Consider the following 20,756-nt stretch of genomic DNA (forward strand, 5'->3'; position numbering starts at 1 on the left):
GGATTTCTGCGGCCGTGGTGGGGGCTCGGGGGGTCTTCCCCGCCACGGCCGTCACGCGGAACAACGCGGCACGGGCGCCCTCGGTTACGGCCTCGGGCCCGCCATCGGCGTCCTTCGGCCGGTCCACTCGCCCCGCACACCTGTTGCCCGGTGGCGGACCTCGCATTTGACTTCGTCTTCGCGGAGGTCCACGTCCAGGGGCATGGAGGTGCCAGTGATGCTTTCGGCCAGGAGTGTCTTCGAGGAGATCCTCGGCAACGACGAGTCGTTCCGGCTCTTCTGCTCCATCGCCGCCGGCGGGGAGGCACAGGGCGGCTGGGAGAACGGCCGCATCGCCGCCCTCGTCCCGGCGAGTGAGCGCGCGCTCGTGCCCAAGATCACCCGGCACGGCGCCGACGAGGACAAGCACGGCCGGATCTTCCGCGCCCTGATGAGGAAGCGCGGCCTGCGCCCCGTCGACGTACCGCACGAGACGGACTACACGATGCTGCTGGAGAAGCACGGCATCGGCCTCGCCCACGAGCGGCTGAAGACCGACCGGGAACTGACCGTCCGGGACATCGTCACCTACCTCGCGCACAGCCGGGTCACCGAACAGCGCGCCGCCGAGCAGATGCGGCTGCTGCTCAGGTACTTCGCCGACCACCCGGACATCGGCCGTGCCGTCCGGATGATCTCGGAGGACGAGGACAACCACCTCGCGTACTGCCACGAGGAGCTGCTGCGCTTCGCGTCCGCCGGCTACGGCCACACCATCCAGCGCGTCCTGCGCGACTACGCGCTCGCCGAGATCCGCGTCCACCGCGACGTGAGCCTCGCCGTGCTGGACCACATGGGGCGCATCCTCCACTGGCCGCCCACCAAGCGGAAGGTGCTCGCCGCCGGCATCCACGCCGCGTACACGTACGAGCGGCTCGGCGGCTGGCGGCGGATGGTCTCCCTGAAGCGGCCCGAGCGGCGCGACGCCCTGGGCGGCCCCGCGGCCCCGGCGCCCGAGTACGCCGAGGCCGCCTCTCCGAAGAGAAGGGCCACCTCTCCGAAGGAGCGGCCTACAGCCAGCCGCGGTGCTTGAACATGCGGTACAGGAGCACTTCCAGGACGACCATCACGAGGATCACGGCGGGGTACGTCCACGTCCAGTGCAGCTCCGGCATGTGGTCGAAGTTCATGCCGTAGATCCCCGCGATCATCGTCGGGACCGCGGCCATGGCCGCCCACGCCGAGATCTTCCGCATGTCGTCGTTCTGCCGCACGCTCATCTGCGCCAGATGCGCGGACAGGATGTCCGACACCAGCCGGTCGAGGCCCTCCACCGATTCGTTGACGCGCGTCAGGTGGTCGTTGACGTCCCGGAAGAAGGGCTGCGCCGTCTCGTCCGCGAACGGCACCGGAGGGCCGAAGGGGCCCGCTCCGGAGAGGCGCGCCAGCGGCAGGGACAGCGGCCCGGTCGCCCGGCGGAATTCGAGGATCTGCCGCTTGAAGTTGTAGATCCTGGACGCCGTGTGGCGCGAACCGCCGCCGTCCGGTGAGAAGACCTCCGTCTCCAGGACCTCCAGGTCCTCCTGGAGCTCGTCGGCGACCTCCAGGTAGTGGTCCACGGAGGCGTCGGCGATCGAGTACAGGACCGCCGTGGGCCCGTGCCTCAGGACGTCGGGATCGGCCTCCAGGCGGTCGCGCACGGCGCCGAGCGGCGCGCCCTCGCCGTGCCGGACGGTCACCACGAACGAGTCGCCCACGAAGATCATGACCTCGCCGGAGGAGACGTTGTCGGTGTGCGGCTCGTACACGACCGGCTTGAGGACCATGAACAGCGAGTCGTCGTACACCTCCAGCTTGGGCCGCTGATGGGCCTTGAGGGCGTCCTCCACGGCCAGCGGATGGAGCCCGAACTCCTCGCTGACCTTGTCGAACTCGCTCTCGGTGGGCTCATGCAGGCCGATCCAGACGAACGCCTCGCTCGTGGCCCGCGCCTCGCCCAAGGCGTCGGAGAAGTCCTGCGGGCCCTCGCTGCGACGACCCTCGCGGTAAATGGCACAGTCGACAATCACACCGCACATAGTTCCCAGCCACCCCGGGGGTATCACTTCTCCGGCGCTTAGGCTGGTCCGCATGCCCACGCTGATCCTCGTCCGGCACGGACGCTCCACCGCCAACACCGCGGGTCTGCTCGCCGGGTGGACCCCCGGTGTGGCCCTCGACGAACGCGGTGCCGAACAGGCCGCCGCGCTGCCCGCCCGGCTGGCCGGCGTCCCTCTCGCCGAAGTCGTCACCAGCCCCTTGCAGCGCTGCCGGGAGACCCTCGCGCCGCTGCTCGCCGCCCGCCCGGGGCTCCAGGCGCACACCGAGGACCGCATCGGGGAGTGCGACTACGGCGACTGGTCGGGCCGCAAACTCGCCGAGCTGGCCGACGAGCCGCTGATGGAGGTCGTCCAGCGGCATCCGTCCGCCGCCGCCTTCCCCGGCGGCGAGTCCATGCGCGCCATGCAGACGCGCGCCGCCGAGGCGGTGCGCGAGTGGAACGCGCGCGTGGAGCGCGACCACGGCGAGGACGCCGTCTACCTGATGTGCTCCCACGGGGACATCATCAAGTCCCTGGTCGCGGAAGCCCTCGGGCTCCACCTCGACCTGTTCCAGCGCATCTCCGTGGAGCCCTGCTCCGTCACCGTCATCCGCTACACCCGGCTGCGCCCCTTCCTCGTACGCCTCGGGGACACCGGCGACTTCGCCTCGCTGGTCCCGAGGGAGGAGCCGCCGGGCGACGACGCGACGGTGGGGGGCGGTGCGGGCGCACCGTGATCGTCGCCCGCAGTAGGGTGAAGCGGTTGAAGCAGCAGCCCCCTCGCAGTCGATCCAATGGAGACAGGACGTGTCCCGTCAGGTGTTCCTCTACGACCCCCCGGAGCGTTTCGTCGCGGGAACGGTCGGACTGCCCGGACGGCGTACCTTCTTCCTCCAGGCCTCGGCGGGCGTCAGGGTGACCAGCGTCGCCCTGGAGAAGACCCAGGTGGCCGCGCTCGCCGAGCGCATGGAGGAACTCCTCGACGAGGTGGTGCGCCGCAGTGGGGGCAACGCCGCCGTGCCGGCCGTCGCGCCCGCCGAGATCACCGACAGCGCGCCGCTGGACTCCCCCGTGGAGGAGGAGTTCCGCGTCGGCACGATGGCGCTCGCCTGGGACGGCGAGGAGGAGCGGATGATCGTCGAGGCACAGGCCCTCGTCGAACTGGACGCCGACTCCGAGGACGACCTCGCCGAAGCCGAGGAGAAGCTCCTCCAGGACGAGGAGAACGGCCCGCCGATGCTCCGCGTCCGGCTCACCGGCGCCCAGGCCCGCGCGTTCGCCAAGCGGGCCCTGGACGTCGTGAACGCGGGCCGCCCGCCGTGCCCGCTGTGCAGCCTCCCGCTCGACCCGGAAGGACACGTATGCCCGCGTCAGAACGGATACCGGCGGGGAGTGTGACCACCGACCCCGCCACGCTCCTCACGCACGGCGAGCTGACCGTGCGCGGGCAGATCCGCGAGGCCTCGAACGCGGTGCTCTACTGCACGGTCGCGTACGACGGCGAGGAAGCGCCCTGCGTCTACAAACCGGTCGCCGGGGAGCGTCCCCTGTGGGACTTCCCCGACGGCACGCTCGCCCAGCGCGAGGTCGCCGCGTACGAGGTGTCGCGGGCCACCGGCTGGGACCTCGTGCCGTCGACCGTGCTGCGCGACGGGCCCTACGGCCAGGGCATGTGCCAGCTGTGGATAGAGCCCTCGGGCGACGAGGCGCTGCTCGCCCTGGTCGACGCCGACGAGCCGGAAGAGGGCTGGAAGGCGGTCGGGCGCGCCCAGATCGACGAGGACCGCACCGCGCTGCTCGTGCACGCGGACGATCCCCGGCTGCGGCGGCTCGCGGTGCTCGACGCGGTGATCAACAACGGCGACCGCAAGGGCGGCCACCTGCTGGCCGCCGGCGGGCGCCTCTACGGCATCGACCACGGCGTCACCTTCAACGCCGAGGACAAGCTGCGCACGTTGCTGTGGGGCTGGGCGGGGGAGCCGCTGACCGAGGAGGCCGTCGAGGTCCTCCAGGCCCTGCGGGAGGCCCTCAAGGAGGGTGCCGCCCTCGCCGAGCGGCTCGCCGGGCTCATCACGGCGGCGGAGACCGACGCACTGCGCGCGCGGGTGGACGCCCTGGTGGAATCCGGCCGCCATCCCGAGCCGTCGGGCGAGTGGCCCGCCATCCCCTGGCCGCCGGTGTAAGGCACCGCGCGGGGCCCTGCACAGGCCGGGCGGTGCCGCAAGAGGGCCCGTCCGGCCACCGAACGATGATCCCCACTCGTATACGGACGCCCCGTCCGGTTAGGCTCAGGTCATGCATGCCTGGCCCGCTTCTGAGGTCCCCGCCCTTCCTGGCAAGGGCCGCGACCTCCGGATCCACGACACCGCGACCGGTGAGCTCGTCACCCTCGACCCCGGTCCCGTCGCCCGTATCTACGTCTGCGGCATCACTCCGTACGACGCGACCCACATGGGTCACGCGGCGACCTACAACGCGTTCGACCTCGTGCAGCGCGTGTGGCTCGACACCAAGCGGCAGGTTCACTACGTCCAGAACGTGACCGACGTGGACGACCCGCTCCTGGAACGCGCCAACCGCGACGGCAAGGACTGGGTCGAGCTCGCCGAGGGCGAGACCGCTCTGTTCCGCGAGGACATGACCGCGCTGCGGCTCCTGCCGCCGCAGCACTACATCGGAGCCGTCGAGGCGATACCCGGCATCGTGCCGCTCGTCGAACGCCTCCGGGACATGGGCGCCGCCTATGAACTGGAGGGCGACACCTACTTCTCCGTCGAGTCCGACCCCCACTTCGGGGAGGTGTCCGGGCTCGACGCGGCCGCCATGAAGCTGCTCTCCGCCGAGCGCGGCGGCGACCCCGAGCGCCCCGGCAAGAAGAACCCCCTCGACCCGATGCTCTGGATGGCGGCCCGCGAGGGCGAGCCGAGCTGGGACGGCGCCTCCCTGGGCCGCGGCCGGCCCGGCTGGCACATCGAGTGCGTGGCCATCGCCCTGGACCACCTGGGCATGGGCTTCGACGTGCAGGGCGGCGGCTCCGACCTCGCCTTCCCGCACCACGAGATGGGCGCCTCGCACGCCCAGGCGCTGACCGGCGAGTACCCCTTCGCCAAGGCGTACGTCCACGCCGGCATGGTCGCCCTGGACGGCGCGAAGATGTCGAAGTCCAAGGGCAACCTCGTCTTCGTCTCGAAGCTGCGGCGTGACGGCGTCGACCCGGCGGCGATCCGCCTCGCCCTGCTCGCGCACCACTACCGCGCGGACTGGGAGTGGACCGACGCCGTCCTCACGGAGGCCGCGGAGCGGCTCGGCCGCTGGCGTGCGGCGGTGTCCCGCCCCGACGGGCCCGCCGCCGAGGCGGTCGTCGAGGAGATGCGGGAGGCGCTCGCGAACGACCTCGACGCGCCGGCCGCGCTGGCCGCCGTCGACCGCTGGGCCGCCCGTCAGGCCGCCGAGGGCGGTACGGACGAGGGCGCGCCCGGTGTCGTATCGCGTGCGGTGGACGCGCTGCTCGGCGTGGCCCTGTAGCACCCGCCCCCTGAATGGGCCGCTCCACAAATCCAGGAGCGGCCCAGCAAAGTCCATGGCCCGGGCGGGGGTCGACGCGCTAGACCTCCGCCATGAGATCTCCCACACGCTTCAGAACGGCGGTCGCCGCCGCCCTGCTGGGCCTCCTCGCGGCGTTCGCGGTGCCCGGCGGCGACGCCCCGGCGCAGGCCGCCGACGACGGTGCCACCACCGTCGGGGACGTCACCGGCTTCGACCACGCGGGCGGCGTCTACCGCCTGAGCGCGGGCCGTGCCGTGGCCCGCGTCAGCTTCGTCTCCCCGGAGACCTTCCGGCTCGAACTCTCCCCCGACGGCACGTTCACCGACCCGACGGGCAAGGACATCGTCCTGCCGCAGGGCCGCGCTCCGCACACCAAGTGGCGCGAGAAGAGCGACCGCTACGAGCTCAGCACCTCCAAGGTGACGCTGCGCGCCTACAAGTCGCCGCTGCGCTTCGCCCTGTACCGCGCCGACGGCACCCGCCTGTGGGCCGAGACCAAGGGGTTGTCCTGGACGAAGGACGCCACCACGCAGAGCCTCGCGCGCGGCGCCGACGAGCAGTTCTACGGCGCCGGCATGCAGAACGGCCGCGGCAACACCTCGCACCGTGGCAAGAAGGTCGAGGTCGCAGTCGACTACAACTGGAACGACGGCGGCCACCCCAACTCCGTGCCCTTCTACCTCTCCTCGGCCGGCTACGGAGTCTTCCGCAACACCTACGCCCCCAACACGTACGACTTCGCCGAGCCCGTGACCGCCACCGCGAAGGAGCAGCGCTTCGACGCCTACTACTTCGCCGGGCGCGGCGCCGACGCGGCCAAGGACGTCATCGGCCAGTACACGAAGCTCACCGGCAAACCGTTCCTGCCGCCCATCTACGGCATGGAGATAGGCGACGCCGACTGCTACCTCCACAACGCCAACCGTGGCGAGCGGCACACCCTGGACGCACTCAAGGTCGCCGACGGCTACGTGGAGCACGACATGCCGAACGGCTGGATGCTCGTCAACGACGGCTACGGCTGCGGCTACGAGAACCTCGCCGAGACCTCCAAGGGACTCGCCGAACGCAAGATGAAGATGGGCCTGTGGACCGAGGACGGCCTCGACAAGATCGCCGAACAGGTCAAGGCCGGCCAGCGCGTCGCCAAGCTGGACGTCGCCTGGGTCGGCGACGGCTACAAGAAGGCGCTGGACGGCTGCAAGGACGCGTACCAGGGCATCGAGGACAACAGCGACGCCCGCGGCTTCACCTGGGCCCCCGAGAGCTGGTCGGGCGCCCAGCGTTGCGGGGTCCAGTGGTCCGGCGACCAGAGCGGCAGCTGGGAGTACATCCGCTGGCAGATCCCGACGTACGCCGGGTCCACCATGTCCGGCCTCGCCTACACGACCGGTGACGTCGACGGCATCTTCGGCGGCAGCCCCAAGACGTACGTCCGCGACCTCCAGTGGAAGATGTTCCTGCCCGTCACCATGACGATGGACGGCTGGGCCGCCAGCGACAAGCAGCCCTTCCGGTATGGCGAGCCCTACACCTCCATCAACCGCAAGTACCTCAAGCTGCACGAATCGCTGCTGCCCTACCTCTACTCGTACGCCCACGAGGCGACCGAGACCGGCGTCGGCGCCGTGCGGCCGCTGGCCCTGGAGTACCCCGACGACCCGAAGGCGGCGACCGACGCCGCCAAGTACGAGTTCCTGACCGGCGAGGACTTCCTCGTCGCCCCCGTCTACAAGGACGCCACCACCCGCGACGGCATCTACCTCCCCAAGGGCACCTGGACCGACTACTGGAGCGGCCGCACCTACCAGGGGCCGACCACGATCGACGGCTACAGCGCGCCCCTCGACACCCTGCCGCTGTTCGTCAGGGGCGGCGCGAGCGTGCCGATGTGGCCGGGCGGCATCCGGTCCTACGAGGACAGGAAGGCGGACTCACCGCTCGCCTGGGACATCTACCCGCAGGGGAAGTCCTCCTTCGAGCTGTACGAGGACGACGGCGTGACCCGGCAGCACCGCGAAGGGAAATACGCCACGCAGCGCGCCGACGTACGGGCGCCCCGCTCCGGCGCGGGCGACGTGAGCGTGCGGATCGGCGCGAGCAAGGGCCACTTCGCCGGGAAGCAGAGCACCCGGCCCTACGCGTTCACGCTGCACACCGGGGACGCGCCGAGCCGCGTGGAGCTGGACGGGCGCGGGCTGCCGCGGCTCGCGTCGGAGGCCGCGTACGAGAAGGCGGCGCGGGGCTGGTTCTACGACCGGGACGACCGGGGCGGTGTGGTGCACGTCAAGACGGCGTCCCTGCGCACCGACCGCGCCTTCGAGCTGACCCTCGACGACACCAGCGCGGTCGGCGGCGCCGTGCCCAAAGCAGCCGCCACCGTCGGCGCGCCCGCGGGCCAGGAGCTGGGCGCGGGCACGCCGGGCAAGGTCGCCGTCGACGTCACGGCGGGCTCGAAGGACGCCACCGACGTCGAGGTCACCCTCGACGTGCCCGAGGGCTGGAGCGCCGACACCCCGAAGGCCGACCGGATCCCGGCGGGCACCACGCGCCGCGTCGAGGTGGCGGTCACTGCGGCCAAGGACGCGAAGCCGGGTGAACAGCCGCTGACCGCGAGCACCCGCTACCGCTCGGCGGGCCAGGAACGCACCGCCGTGCAGCGTTTCGCGCTCGGCGTGATGCCCGAGTCACCGGGCAAGGACACCTGGGCGAGCGACATGGTGTGGCTGAAGTCCAGCAACGGCTACGGGCCGGCCGAACGCGACCGAAGCAACGGCGAGTCGGGCGCCGCCGACGGCCGGACGCTGACCCTCGCGGGCAAGGTCTACGAGAAGGGGATCGGCACGCACGCGGACTCCGTCATCGAGGTCTACCCGGGCGGGCGGTGCACGAAGTTCACCGCCGACGTGGGCATCGACGACGAGATCAACGGCTATGGGGAGGTGGCCTTCTCCGTCGAGGCCGACGGCGAGGTGCTGTGGACCTCGCCGAAGGTGACGGGCGCCTCGGCGACCGTGCCGGTGGACGTCGACGTGCGCGGCGCCCGGCATGTGGAGCTCAAGGTGCGGGACACCAACGGCTCCAAGAGCGGGGACCACGCGGACTGGGCGGCGGCCCTGTTCAGCTGCGGGTAGGAAGTGGGTGGCAGGGGCGGATGGAGCAATCCCTCCGCCCCGTGCCGACCGGCGGAATCTCTCAGTCGTCCGAGGAATCCGAGGAATCTGAGGAATCCGAGGGGCTCTCGCCGTCGCCCTCGCTCTCACCCTCCGCGACCGGCCCCTCCGCCACGGGTCCCTCCGCGACCGGCCCCTCCGCGACCGGCCCCTCCGCGTCCTGTCCGGGCCGCTGGGTGGGCTTGGGCTTCGGGGGGCGGGTGCGGTCGCTCGGCGGGGTGTCGCGGGAGAAGGTCCCGCCGCCCTCGCCGCCGCCGTCGCGGCGCCGCAGATAGCGCTCGAACTCCCGGGCGATGGCCTCGCCCGAGGCCTCCGGGAGCTCGGCGGTGTCCCGCGCCTCCTCCAGCGACTGGACGTACTCGGCGACCTCGCTGTCCTCGGCGGCCAGCTGGTCCACGCCGAGCTGCCAGGCCCGCGCGTCCTCGGCCAGCTCACCCAGCGGGATGCGCAGGCCGATCAGGTCCTCCAGGCGGTTGAGGAGCGCGAGCGTGGCCTTCGGGTTCGGCGGCTGCGAGACGTAGTGCGGGACGGCCGCCCAGAGGCTGACCGCCGGGACGCCCGCGTGCGTGCACGCCTCCTGAAGGATGCCGACGATGCCGGTCGGACCCTCGTACTTCGTCTCCTCCAGGTCCATGGTGCGCGCCAGGTCGGCGTCGGACGTCACGCCGCTGACCGGGACCGGGCGGGTGTGCGGGGTGTCGCCGAGCAGCGCACCCATGATCACCACCAGCTCGACGCCCAGTTCGTGCGCGAAGCCGAGGATCTCGTTGCAGAACGACCGCCAGCGCATGGACGGCTCGATCCCGCGGACCAGGACGAGGTCGCGGGGCTTGTCGCCGCCGACGCGGACCACCGAGAGCCGGGTCGTCGGCCATGTGATCTTGCGTACCCCGTCGTCGAGCCAGACGGTCGGGCGGTTGACCTGGAAGTCGTAGTAGTCCTCGGCGTCCAGCGCCGCGAACACCTCGCCCTTCCATTCCTTGTCGAGGTGCGCGACCGCGGCGGAGGCGGCGTCGCCGGCGTCGTTCCAGCCCTCGAACGCGGCCACCATGACCGGGTCGACCAGCTCGGGAACCCCCTCGAGCTCGATCACCCAGGCCTCCTTCCGATGTTCCCTTGCGTACGCCCCAACCTTACGGCGTCCGAAGGGGCCCCCAGCAGCCCCCTCGGTCGGGGGAATGCGTGATCACTGCCCACCCTCGGCGGCGGGAAACAGCGGGAAACGGCAGGTTCGCGCGGGCCGGTACCACCGTCACAGCGTGGAACGCAGCCACTGCTCCACACTCGCGATGTGCACCGTCGCCCACGACCTGGCCGCCTCCGCGTCGCGGTCGCGCAGCGCCGTGAGGATCGCGCGGTGCTCGTGCAGCGTGCGGCTGACGGCGTCCTCCTGGGTCAGGCCGCGCCAGATGCGGGCCCGGGTGGTGGGCCCGGAAAGGCCGTCCAGCAGGGAGCACAGCACGGAGTTCCCCGACGACTGGACGATGCCGCGGTGGAACTCCAGGTCGCAGGCGACCAGCTCCTCCACAGAAGGGGCGGCCCCCAGCTCGTCCAACTGCTGGGTCAGCGCGTCCAGTTCCGCCTCGCTGATGCGGGCGCAGGCCATCGCGGTGGCCGCCGGTTCCAGGATGCGGCGTACGGCGAGGAACTCCAGGACCGTGTCGTCGCGGTGGAAGTCGACGACGAAACTCAACGCCTCCAGGAGGAGTTGGGGGTCCAGACTCGTCACGTACGTGCCGTCGCCCTGGCGCACGTCGAGGATGCGGATCAGCGACAGCGCGCGGACCGCCTCGCGCAGGGAGTTGCGGGAGAGGCCGAGGTCGGCGGCGAGTTCACTCTCCTTGGGCAGCCGGTCGCCGGGACGCAGCGCGCCGGAGACGATCATGCCCTTGATCTTCTCGATGGCCTCGTCGGTGACAGCCATGGGGACCTCGCCTCAGGAATCAGAGAACCAACAGACATCCGATGTGCGAGCTGATTATGTCCCCTGCGCTGCGCGGCTTCAGCCGAAGCGTTCGATCCTGATCCGGTCCACCGGCTGGCCGCCCTCCACCAGCAGCCGAGAGGCGTGCTCCGCGAACCCGTTGGAGCCGCAGACGTACGCCTCCCAGCCGCCCTCGGGCCGCCCCGCTCCGCCGAGGAAGGGCGCCAGGTGGTCGGCGTTCAACCGGCCTTCGGTGCGGGTCAGCACGACGCTGGTCTCGTCCGCGTACTCGTCGGCGTAGATCAGGTCCTCCGGCGTGCGCGCGGAGACGATCAGCCGCAGCGGCACGGTGAGACCCGCGAGGCGGTGGTGGCGGATCATCGACATCAGCGGGACCACGCCCGACCCGGCGCCGAGCAGCAGCGCGGGGCGGTCGCCCGGCCAAGCGAAGAAGCCGGACAGCGGCCCGCGCACCTCGACCGTGTCGCCGACCCGCGCGACGGTGTGCAGGTGCCCCGACACCTCGCCGCCCGGCACATGGTCGAGGGTCAGCTCGATCTCGCCGCTGCCGTCGGGCGCGGAGGCGATCGAGTAGTGCCGCTGGGCGACATAGCCGTCCGCTGCCGTGAGCCGCAGCATCAGGTGCTGGCCCGGCAGGTGCCCCTGCCAGTCGGGGGCCTTGAGGCGGAACGTCGAGACGGCCGCCGTCTCCCGGCGGATCTCCGTGATCAGCGCCCGCTGCCACAGGGCGGCGGCGCGGTTGCTCACGGCGATCCGACCGGGCACGGCGAAGCGCGTCGGCGGCACGAAACGGTCGGTGCGTGCCGCGTGATACGAGTTCTCAGTCACCTGCGTAGCGCTCCTCGGCCCATGGGTCGCCCCGATGGTGATAGCCGTTCTGCTCCCAGAACCCCGGCTCGTCGCGGTCGAGGAGGCGCAGCCCCGCGATCCACTTGGCGCTCTTCCAGAAGTAGAGGTGGGGGACGATCAGCCGGGCCGGGCCGCCGTGCTCGGCGGGCAGCGGCTCGTCCCCGTACTCCCAGACGATCCACGCCTTGCCGTCGCTGACGTCGCTCAGCGGCAGGCTGGTGGTGTAACCGGTGTGGGAGTACGCGACGACGTGTGTGGCGCCGGGCAGCGGGCGGGCGGCGGCCAGGAAGGTGTCCAGACTCACCCCGCCGAAGCGCACCCCGAACTTGGACCAGCTGGTCACGCAGTGGATGTCGCCTCGGTACTCGGAGGGAGGCAGCGCGTGCGCCTCGTCCCAGCTCCAGGTGTGCGGGGCCGCCACGAGGCCGTCCACGCGGAACGTCCAGTCGGCGGCGGCCAGGTGCGGCGTCACCTCGGCCGACAGGACGGGCCAGCCGTCGCGCGCGTCGTACTGGCCCGGCGGCAGGCGCGGGTCGCGGTCGGCGGCGCGGGCGCGGCCGGTGAAGCCGCGGGTGGGCTCGCGGGTGGTGGTCCGCTCGTCGTACGTCATACGGTGCTCGTCACTTCGGGGTCGGTCGCCGCGTCCCGCAGGGCGCGCAGGACAGCCGGTTCGTCCAGCGTACGCAGGGTGCGCCCGCGCATCAGAATCCGCCCGTCGACGACGGTGTCCCGCACGTCCGCGGCCGTGGCGGCGTACGCGAGCGTCGACCAGGGGTCGTGCCGGGGCGCGAGGTGCGGCCGGTCCAGGTCGACGACGACGAGGTCGGCGCGCTTGCCCGCCTCCAGCGAGCCCAGTTGAGCATCGAGACCGAGCGCGCGCGCCGACTCGATCGTCGCCATGCGTACGGCCTGCTCGGCGCCGACCGCCGTGGGGTCGCCGCCCGCCTTGTGCACCAGCGCGGCCATCTTCACCGCGCCCAGCAGATCGAGTGTGTTGGAGCTCACGGCTCCGTCCGTGCCGAGGCCCACCGTGACGCCCGCGTCGAGCAGCTCCGGTACGCGCGCGATGCCGCAGCCCAGCTTGAGGTTGGACACCGGGCAGTGCGCGACGGCCGTGCCGGTGCGGGCCAGCGTCGCGATCTCCGCGTCGGTGAGGTCGACGGCGTGCGCGAGCAGCGTGTCGGGGCCGAGGACGCCGAGCGAGTCGAGCAGCTCCACCGGACGCATGCCGTGCCGCTCGGTGACCATCGCCACCTCGCCCGCGTTCTCGGCGGCGTGCAGGTGCAGCAGCGCGCCGTGCTCGCGGGCCAGCGCGGATATCTCCGTCAGCTGCGCGGGGTCCAGCGTGTACGCGGAGTGCGCGAAGACGACGGGGCGGGTACCCGGCGCGGCCGTACGGGACTTCAGGTCGGCCGCCGCCCAGCCGGCGCGCTCACCGTAGGGGCGGCCGTCCGGCGGGCCCGGCACGTCCATGAACGTCGGCCCGGTCAGCAGCCGCCACCCGGCCTCGCGCGCCACCGCCTCGGCCGCCTCGTGGAACCAGTACATGTCGAGGGCGGTGGTCACCCCGCCCCGCACGGACTCGGCGATCGCGGCGCGCAGCGCGGCCGTCACCGTGGCGGGCGAGAGGATCGCGGCCTCGCGCGGGATCACGCGGGCCAGGAAGCCCTGGAGGGTGACGTCGTCGGCGATGCCCCGCATGAGGTTCATCGCGAGGTGCGTGTGGGTGTTGATGAGGCCCGGCAGCACGAGGCAGCCTTGGGCGTCGATCTCCTCGGCGGCCTCGTACGCGGCGCGCAGCCGCCCGGCGGGGCCCACCTCGACGATCCGGCCGTCCCGGACGGCCACCGCGCCGTCCGCGACGACCGTGCCCGAGGCGTCGACGGTCAGCACGTCGCCGCCGTGCACCAGCAGGTCGAGGGAGCCGCCGCGGGCCTGGGCGGGCAGGTCGGTGAGCTGCATGGGTTCTGTTCTCCCTGGTCGCCGGGGTCGGACGTCAGTGCTCGGCCGCGGCCAGCAGACGCAGCGCGTCCAAGGCTATCCGGGCGCCCCGGTCGACCCCTTCGGCCACCACGTCGCGGTGCGGGTCGTAGCCGCTCGTCGAGAACGGCGCGTCCTCGGCGACGAGTTCGTCCGCGTTCGCGCCGTCCACCACCAGCGCGCCGCCCGCCGTCAGGCCGTGCGTGGAGGCGAAGACGTACAGCGCGGACAGCTCCATCTCGATGGCGGCGATTCCGGCGGCTGTGTACGCCGCGCCGGGCAGCGGCAGGAAGCCCGGCTGGAACGCGGCCCGCGTCCACACCACGCCCCGGTGGTAGGGGGCGCCGGCCGCCCGCGCCGCGCGCTCCAGGGCGATGACCGCCTCCGGGGCGGAGAACGCCGGGTACTCGGCGGGGATCAGCTGCTGGGTCACGCCGTCGTCGCGTACCGCCGCGTCCGCGATGACCAGGTCGCCGTCGCGGATGCCGGGGCGGATCGCGCCCGCCGTGCCGAGCCGCACCATCGTGCGGACGCCCGCCTCGGCGAGCTCCTGGAAGAGCAGGATCGCGCCGGGGGCGCCGACGCCGTGCGACGAGACGACGACCTCCGTGCCCTGCCAGGTGCCGGTGAAGGTGCGGTACTCACGGTGGTACGACACCTCCTTGGCGTCGGACAGCAGATCGGCGACGGCGGCCGCGCGGCCCGGGTCGCCGACCACGACCGCCTGGGCGGGCAGCCCGGTGCGCGGGACGCGGGTGATGGGCAGGGCGTCGGTGAGCGACGTCATGAGGAGGCTCCTACCAGGGGCTCGGGGTCCCGGGGCGCCGGGCCCCGGGCCTTGGGCCCCACGGACTTGAGGCGCTTTCGCCGCTTGCGGCGCGCCGTGGACAGGAAGAGGGCGATGAGGGTCACCACGTAGGGGGCGGCGTCGGTCGCCTGCTGCGGCAGGCCGTTGCCCTGGAGCCGGAAGCCGACCGCCTCCGCGACCCCGAAGAGCAGCGCGGCGAGCAGCACGCCGAGCGGCAGCGCCCGGCCCAGCATGACCGCGACCACGGCGATCCAGCCGCGCCCCGCCGTCATGTTCTCCGAGAACAATGTGACGTTGCCGAGGGCCAGTTGAGCCCCCGCGAGGCCGCACAGCAGGCCGCTGGTGAGCACGGCCGCGTAACGGTACTTGGCCGGGCTCACGCCGAGTGTCGCCGCCGCGTCCGGCGCCTCGCCCACCCCGCGGAGCCGCAGCCCCCACGGGTGCCGGGCGAGGAACACGGCCGCGACGGCAACGGCCGCCCAGGAGACGTACACCAGAGGGGAGTGGTCGGAAAGCGCCGGCCCGACGAAGGGGACGGCCTCCAAGCCCGGCAGGCCGATGTCGCCGAGGCCCGCCAGCTGCGGGTCGGAGAAGGTGCCCTGCACGCCGAAGACCGTACGCAGCAGGAACCCGGTCAGGCCGACCGCCAGGAGGTTGAGCGCGACCCCGAGGACGACGGCGTCACCGCGCAGCGTGATGGTTCCCACGGCGAGGATCATCGCGTACGCCGCCGAGGAGAGGGCACCGAACAGGACACCGAGCCACGCGCTGCCGGTGGACCAGCTGCCCGCGACCGCGCTGAAACAGCCGATCAGCATCATGCCTTCGAGGCCGATGTTGAACACGCCCGCCCGCTCGCAGATCGCGCCGCCGAGCGCGGCGAGCAGGATCGGGGTGAGGGCGAGCAGCGCCGAGTGGAACAGCGCGGAGTCGACGGACATCACAGGTCCCCCTTACGGCGTGCGGCCTTGGTGGCGCGCCGCCACGTCAGCTGGAGGCGCGCGGCGAGGAAGACGATGACGACGGCCTGGAGCACCTGGGTCAGCTCCCGCGGCACCTCGGTGGCCCGCTCCATGGCGAGCCCGCCGACGTCGAGCGCGGCGAAGAACAGCGCGGCGAGTGCCGTGCCGAGCGGCGCGGCGGAGGCGAGCAGCGCGGCGGTGAGCCCCGTCCACGTGTGTCCGGTGGCCGTCAGCGAGCCGTCGATGAAGCGGTACGGGAAGCTGAGCACCCCGATCGCGCCGACCAGCCCGGCGACCGCCCCCGACAGACCCATCAGCCGCAGCGTCAGACGCGGCCTGTCGACGCCCGCGTACGCCGCGAAGCGCGGATTGAGCCCCGTCATGCGGATCTCGTAGCCCGTGGCGGTGCGGGCGTCCGCGAAGGCGAACACCGCGGCGGCGAGCGCGACGAGCACGAGCCCCACGGTGACCGTCGAGGAGCCGAAGGCGGGCAGCGCGACGCCGTCCGGCAGCCGCCTGGTCTGCGGCAGGCTGGAACCGTCCTCCTTGAGCGGGAAACGCGCGAGGTAGGAGGCGAACGACATCGCGGGATAGCCGAGCAGCAGACTGCTCACCAGCAGCGGTACGCCGAACCGGTTCTGGCAGACGGCGGCGAGCGCGGCGTAGGCGCCGCCGGCCAGCGTCCCGGCGAGCAGCGCGGCGGCCACGGCGAGCGGCGCGGGCAGCGGGACGTACAGCCCGGTGGCCGCGGCGGCGATCCCGCCGAGCACCAACTGGCCGTCACCGCCGAGGTTCAGCAACCCCGCCCGCATCGGCAGGGCGAGCGCCACGGCGAGCCCGAGGATGCTGGTGCCGGTCGTCAGCGTGGACCCGATGCCGTCGGGCCCGAGGGCCCCGCTGATGACGGAGCCGTACGCCCCCACGGGGTCGGCGCCGGTCCCGACGAGGAACAGCGCACCGACGAACACGGCGGCGACGACGGAGTGCAGCGCGGAGGAACGCAGCACGCGGGCCGCGCCCGCGCGCCCGGCGACCGAACTCTGAACGGCCATGTCAGGGGGCCTCCTTCGGGGGCGTGGGCGTGGGCGTGGCCGTGGGCGAAGGCGGGGGTGCGGGCGCAGGCGTGGCCGTGGGTGCAGGCGTGGGCATGGGCTGGGCCTCGGCGGGCTCGTCCGTGGGTGGTGCGGCGCTTGGGCGGTCCACGGCCCCGGTGGGCGCCTGCCGCCGCGGGCTCGGGGCCGGCCGCGGCACGGGCGAGACCACACCGCCGGGCGCTGGGACGCCGGCGGCCTGGCGGCCGGCGCTTCCGGTGTCGCTTCCGCCGCCCCGGCCACCGTCGCTGTCGCTGTCGCCGCCCCGGCCGCTTCCGCCGCCGTCACTTCCGCTGTCGCCCCTCCCGCCGCCCGCGCAGGGCCCCGCTCCCGCCATCGCCAACCCCAGCGTCCTCTCGTCCGCCTCCGCGCGCGCGTACTCCGCGACGACCTCGCCCTCGTACATCACGAGGACCCGGTCCGCGAGGCCTCGGATCTCGCTCAGCTCCGCGGAGACCAGCAGGACCGCGTGGCCCGCGTCGCGGTGGGCGATCAGCTGGTCGTGGATCGTCTGCACGGCGCCGATGTCCACGCCCCGGGTGGGCTGCTCGACAATCAACAGCGGGGAGCCGTGGGCCAGTTCGCGGCCGATGACGAGTTTCTGGAGGTTTCCGCCCGACAGGGACCTGGCCGCGTGCCCGGTCGACGCCGCCTTGATGCCGAAGCGCTCGACCAGTGCCCGCGCATGCGCGCGGAGCCAGGCCGGGCGAAGCATGCCGTGCCCGCGGTGGTGGCCCATGGCGAGGTTCTCCGCGATCGTCGCCCCCGGCGCGGTGCCGACCGCCGAGCGGTCCTCGGGGACGTACGCGAGACCCGCCGCACGCCGTTCCGCCACCGTCGCGTCCGTGACGTCCCGCCCGGCGAGCGCGACGCGCCCCGCCGTCAGTGGCCGCAGGCCGGTGACGGCCTCGATCAGCTCCGACTGGCCGTTGCCCGCGACCCCGGCCACGCCGACGATCTCCCCGGCGCGGACCGTGAGCGAGACGTCCCGCACCCCGGCCGCCGTCAGCCCGGAGACCGACAGGACCTCGGCGCCCGGCGCGCCCGCCGGATGCGTCCGGTCCAGCTGCACCGCGCGCCCCGTCATGGCCGCCGCGATGCCGTCCGCGCTCGTCTCGGCGGTCCGCATGCGCGCCGCCACCCGCCCGTCCCGCAGCACGGTCACCGCGTCACTGCCCTCCATGACCTCGCGCAGCTTGTGCGTGACCAACAGGACCGTGCGGCCCTCGGCGGCGAGAGAGCGCAGCACGCCGAAGAGCGCGTCCGCCTCGGCGGGCGTCAGCACGGCCGTCGGCTCGTCGAGGATGAGCGTACGGGCGCCCCGGTAAAGGAGTTTGAGGATCTCCACGCGCTGGCGCACGCCGACCGGCAGATCCCCGGCCTTCGCCGCCGGATCGACGGCCAGCCCGTGCTCCTCGGCGAGCGCCGCCACCCGCCGCAGCGCCTCCCGGCGGTCGGTGAGACCGAACCGGCGCGGTTCGGCGGCGAAGACGACGTTCTCCGCGACCGTGAAGGACGGGAAGAGCTTGAAGCTCTGGTGCACCATCCCGAGCCCGGCCGCGATCGCCTCGCTCGGGCTCGCGAAGGACACCTCGCGGCCGTCCAGCAGGATCTGCCCCGCGTCCGGCCGGTGAAGGCCGTACAGGACGGACATCAGCGTGGACTTGCCCGCGCCGTTCTCGCCCATCAGCGCGTGGATCTCGCCGCGCCGGACGGTCAGGTCGATCCGGTCGTTGGCGAGCGTGCCGGGGAACTCCTTGGTGATGCCCCGCAGTTCGACGGCGAGCGCGCCGCCGGTGCCCTCAGGCGGCGGGGTCATCGACGGTCAGCTTCCCGGCGACGATCGCGTCGCGCAGCTTCTCGACGCGCTTCAGCACGTCCTTGTGGGCGGGCTTCGCGATCAGGCACTTGGAGCCGGCCACCCCCGGCTCCAGACCGGTCAGCGACATACCGCCCTCCTTGAGGCCGTACGACACCGTGGTGCCGCCCTTGCCGTCGAGGATCTGCGCGATGCCCTTCTCCACGGCGACGTCGGTCTTCTTCAGTACGTTGTCGACGACGACACCCGGGCTGCCCAGGCACTGGTTGGCGTCCACGCCGTACGCCGCAAAGCCCTTGTCCTTCGCCGCCTGGAAGACGCCCGTGTTGCCGCCCGCGGCGGCGGCCATCACCTGGTCGGCCCCGCCCGAACGGAGCGTCGCCGCCTGATCCTTGGCGCGCGCCGCGTCGTTGAACGGCGACTGCCCGCCCACGAACAGCGTCCGGGCGCTCACCTTCGGGTTCACCTTCTTCGCGCCCGCCGCGAACGGCTCGCTGTACCGCCGGAACTGCGGGGTGTCTAGCACGTCGACGGCCCCCACCTTCCCGCTCTCGGTGAGCAGCCCGGCCTCGGCGCCCGCGAGATACACCGCCTCGTGCTCGCGGAACACGGCGCACGTGACGTTCTCGTACGTCTTCTTCGTGCACGCGTCGACGAGCAGGAACTGCTGCTTCGGATGCGCCTCGGCCTGCTGCGCCACGATGTCCGCGAACTCGAAGCCGACCAGCGCCACGACGTCGGGCGCGGCGTCCACGGCCGAGGCGACGTTCTGCTGGCGCGAGCCGTTGTCGCTGCTCTGGAAGACCTTCTGCGAGCCGCCCTGCGCCTTCGCCGCGGCCCGCACCCCGGTGACGGCCAGTTTGAGGAACTCGTTCTGGGCGACCGGGTCGGGCGTGACCAGCGTGAACGTCTTGCCGCCCCCGCCCTTGCCCGCATCCCCGCCCTTGGCGGCGGCGTTGCAGCCGGTGGCGAGGAGCGCGGCACAGACGACGCCGGCGGTGGCGGCGGTGAGCCTCGGGGACGTACGCGTACGCAAGGACATGAGGAGCGCCTTCGTGGAGGTGCCCGGGAGCGGCCCGGGCGGTGGCAGGAGAGTCGTACGGCGTGAGCGGCGTCGCTCAGCGAGAACAGCGGCGACAGCCACACATTCGGTGGCCACACATGTGACGGCCGCAGGACACGGCGGGGCAGCGCGGCGCGGCGAGTGTCGCGGTCATGGGCTGCCTCCTCACACCGTGGATCGGACCGATCTGTCCTGGGTGGCGGTGAGAGTAGCACCGGGTTTCGGACACCCGCACGAACGTCTCGAAATATGGTTCGCGCACGTCAGGTACGGTGACGGCACCCCTCCTCCCATGGCCGGAATCGCCCCCATTCATTCGGAGTTGAGCACATGAACAGCCAGGATCTGCGCGCCGTGACATGGACGGCCGCCGCGGAGGACGGCGCGCCGTGCCTGTCCCTCATCGACCAGACGGCCCTTCCGCACGCGCTGGAACGGCTCGACGTCACGACGGTCGACGCGCTGATCGACGCGGTCGTGCGCCTCGTCGTCCGCGGGGCCCCCGCGATCGGCGCCGCGGGCGCGTACGGAGTGGCGCTCGCCATGGCGCAGGCGGAGCGCGACGGCTGGGACCGCGCCCGCCTGGACGCCGAGATCGCCCGCGTCCGCGCGGCCAGGCCCACCGCCGTGAACCTCATGGTGTGCGTGGACCGCGTGGCGGCGCGCGTCGACGAGGGCATCGCCGCGGTGCTGGCGGAGGCCGACGCGGTCGTCCGCGAGGACCTGGACGCCAACCACGCGATGGGCGCGCACGGCGCGGACTGGCTCCTCAAGCGCGTCGCCCCGAAGGGAGAACGCCCCCTGCGCGTCCTCACCCACTGCAACACCGGCGCCCTCGCCACGGCGGGCTGGGGCACCGCCCTCGGCGTCATCCGCGAACTCCACGCCCGGGGCCGCATCGAGGCGGTGTACGCCGACGAGACGCGCCCCCTGCTCCAGGGCGCGCGCCTGACCGCCTGGGAACTCGTCCAGGAGGGCATCCCGCACTACGTCCAGGCCGACGGCGCCGCGGCCGGCACGATCCTGCGCGGCGAGGTCGACGCGGCGATCGTCGGGGCGGACCGCATCGCCGCCAACGGCGACACGGCCAACAAGGTCGGCACGGTCGCCATCGCCCTGGCGTGCGCGCACGCGGGCATCCCGTTCATGGTGGCGGCGCCCACCACGACGGTGGACCTCGGCACGGCCTCGGGCCACGGCATCCCCATCGAACTGCGCGGCGAGGACGAGGTGTTGGAGTGGTCCGGCGTCCGCACGGCCCCGGCGGCCTCGCGCGGCCACAACCCCGCCTTCGACGTGACCCCGGGCTCCCTGGTGACGGCGCTGGTCACGGAGCGCGGCGTACTGGAGGTAGCGGCGGGGGAGCTGCCGGGCACCCACCTGAGGTAGCCCCCGGAGCACCCACCTGAGGCAGTGCCCGGAGCGCCCAGCCCGGGGCCCCGCCCGGACCGGCCCGCCCGG

At 72.8% G+C, this 20,756-nt stretch carries 16 protein-coding genes and 2 pseudogenes; 7 read left to right on the plus strand and 11 right to left on the minus strand.

Features of this window, described 5'->3' with window-relative positions:
• Positions 1-217: 217 nt before the first annotated feature.
• Positions 218-1,003, plus strand: a pseudogene (locus ACF062_RS27775) (ferritin-like domain-containing protein); the annotation flags it as partial.
• A gap of 46 nt (positions 1,004-1,049) precedes the next feature.
• On the opposite strand, the gene corA reads toward ACF062_RS27775, so the two are convergent.
• Entirely contained in the window at positions 1,050-2,048 is a 999-nt protein-coding gene (gene corA / locus ACF062_RS27780) for a magnesium/cobalt transporter CorA (protein ID WP_392142290.1), read from the minus strand.
• A gap of 61 nt (positions 2,049-2,109) precedes the next feature.
• On the opposite strand from corA, the gene ACF062_RS27785 reads away from it, so the two are divergent.
• The 5 genes from ACF062_RS27785 (at position 2,110) to ACF062_RS27805 (ending at position 8,739) form a co-directional block, all read left to right on the plus strand.
• Positions 2,110-2,796, plus strand: coding sequence for a histidine phosphatase family protein (locus tag ACF062_RS27785; protein ID WP_392142292.1), 687 nt, complete (start codon positions 2,110-2,112; stop codon positions 2,794-2,796).
• Positions 2,797-2,866: 70 nt separating this feature from the next.
• Positions 2,867-3,457, plus strand: a complete 591-nt coding sequence (locus ACF062_RS27790) for a DUF3090 domain-containing protein (protein ID WP_356579244.1) — start codon at positions 2,867-2,869, stop codon at positions 3,455-3,457.
• Positions 3,421-4,242, plus strand: coding sequence for an SCO1664 family protein (locus ACF062_RS27795; RefSeq protein ID WP_392142294.1), 822 nt, complete (start codon positions 3,421-3,423; stop codon positions 4,240-4,242). The genes ACF062_RS27790 and ACF062_RS27795 overlap by 37 nt, the downstream gene beginning before the upstream one ends.
• A 112-nt stretch (positions 4,243-4,354) precedes the next feature.
• On the plus strand, positions 4,355-5,584 hold the full coding sequence (gene mshC / locus ACF062_RS27800; RefSeq protein WP_392142295.1) for a cysteine--1-D-myo-inosityl 2-amino-2-deoxy-alpha-D-glucopyranoside ligase: 1,230 nt from the start codon (positions 4,355-4,357) through the stop codon (positions 5,582-5,584).
• A gap of 92 nt (positions 5,585-5,676) precedes the next feature.
• A complete protein-coding gene (locus tag ACF062_RS27805; RefSeq protein ID WP_392142296.1) occupies positions 5,677-8,739 on the plus strand; it encodes an NPCBM/NEW2 domain-containing protein in 3,063 nt (1,020 codons plus the stop codon).
• 61 nt (positions 8,740-8,800) lie between these two features.
• Here the strand turns inward: ACF062_RS27805 and ACF062_RS27810 are convergent, their stop codons facing one another.
• From ACF062_RS27810 to ACF062_RS27855, 10 genes and pseudogenes are all read right to left on the minus strand, one after another.
• The gene (locus ACF062_RS27810; RefSeq protein ID WP_392142298.1) at positions 8,801-9,871 is read right to left on the minus strand and encodes a PAC2 family protein; all 1,071 of its coding nucleotides are present in this window, start codon (positions 9,869-9,871) and stop codon (positions 8,801-8,803) included.
• Positions 9,872-10,030: 159 nt separating this feature from the next.
• The gene (locus ACF062_RS27815; protein WP_223773707.1) at positions 10,031-10,702 is read right to left on the minus strand and encodes a FadR/GntR family transcriptional regulator; all 672 of its coding nucleotides are present in this window, start codon (positions 10,700-10,702) and stop codon (positions 10,031-10,033) included.
• A gap of 78 nt (positions 10,703-10,780) precedes the next feature.
• Entirely contained in the window at positions 10,781-11,551 is a 771-nt protein-coding gene (locus tag ACF062_RS27820) for a ferredoxin reductase (protein ID WP_392142300.1), read from the minus strand.
• On the minus strand, positions 11,544-12,182 hold the full coding sequence (locus ACF062_RS27825) for a sulfite oxidase-like oxidoreductase (protein WP_392142302.1): 639 nt from the start codon (positions 12,180-12,182) through the stop codon (positions 11,544-11,546). Before ACF062_RS27825 ends, ACF062_RS27820 begins: the two co-directional genes overlap by 8 nt.
• Positions 12,179-13,534: an amidohydrolase gene (locus ACF062_RS27830; RefSeq protein ID WP_392142304.1), complete on the minus strand. Its 1,356-nt coding sequence runs from the start codon at positions 13,532-13,534 to the stop codon at positions 12,179-12,181. The genes ACF062_RS27825 and ACF062_RS27830 overlap by 4 nt, the downstream gene beginning before the upstream one ends.
• 34 nt (positions 13,535-13,568) lie before the next feature.
• Positions 13,569-14,339 (minus strand): purine-nucleoside phosphorylase, encoded by a 771-nt coding sequence (locus ACF062_RS27835; protein WP_392142306.1) that lies wholly within the window; start codon positions 14,337-14,339, stop codon positions 13,569-13,571.
• Positions 14,336-15,301, minus strand: a complete 966-nt coding sequence (locus ACF062_RS27840; protein WP_392142308.1) for an ABC transporter permease — start codon at positions 15,299-15,301, stop codon at positions 14,336-14,338. The genes ACF062_RS27835 and ACF062_RS27840 overlap by 4 nt, the downstream gene beginning before the upstream one ends.
• The gene (locus tag ACF062_RS27845; protein ID WP_392142310.1) at positions 15,301-16,374 is read right to left on the minus strand and encodes an ABC transporter permease; all 1,074 of its coding nucleotides are present in this window, start codon (positions 16,372-16,374) and stop codon (positions 15,301-15,303) included. The genes ACF062_RS27840 and ACF062_RS27845 overlap by 1 nt, the downstream gene beginning before the upstream one ends.
• 367 nt (positions 16,375-16,741) lie before the next feature.
• A pseudogene (locus ACF062_RS27850) lies at positions 16,742-18,232 on the minus strand (ABC transporter ATP-binding protein); the annotation flags it as partial.
• Positions 18,216-19,274 (minus strand): BMP family ABC transporter substrate-binding protein, encoded by a 1,059-nt coding sequence (locus tag ACF062_RS27855; RefSeq protein ID WP_392142312.1) that lies wholly within the window; start codon positions 19,272-19,274, stop codon positions 18,216-18,218. The pseudogene ACF062_RS27850 and the gene ACF062_RS27855, both read right to left, overlap by 17 nt.
• A gap of 351 nt (positions 19,275-19,625) precedes the next feature.
• On the opposite strand from ACF062_RS27855, the gene mtnA reads away from it, so the two are divergent.
• On the plus strand, positions 19,626-20,684 hold the full coding sequence (gene mtnA, locus ACF062_RS27860; protein WP_392142314.1) for an S-methyl-5-thioribose-1-phosphate isomerase: 1,059 nt from the start codon (positions 19,626-19,628) through the stop codon (positions 20,682-20,684).
• Positions 20,685-20,756: the final 72 nt, after the last annotated feature.

The sequence above is a fragment of the Streptomyces sp. NPDC015345 genome (assembly GCF_043078805.1).
Classification (GTDB): Bacteria; Actinomycetota; Actinomycetes; order Streptomycetales; family Streptomycetaceae; genus Streptomyces.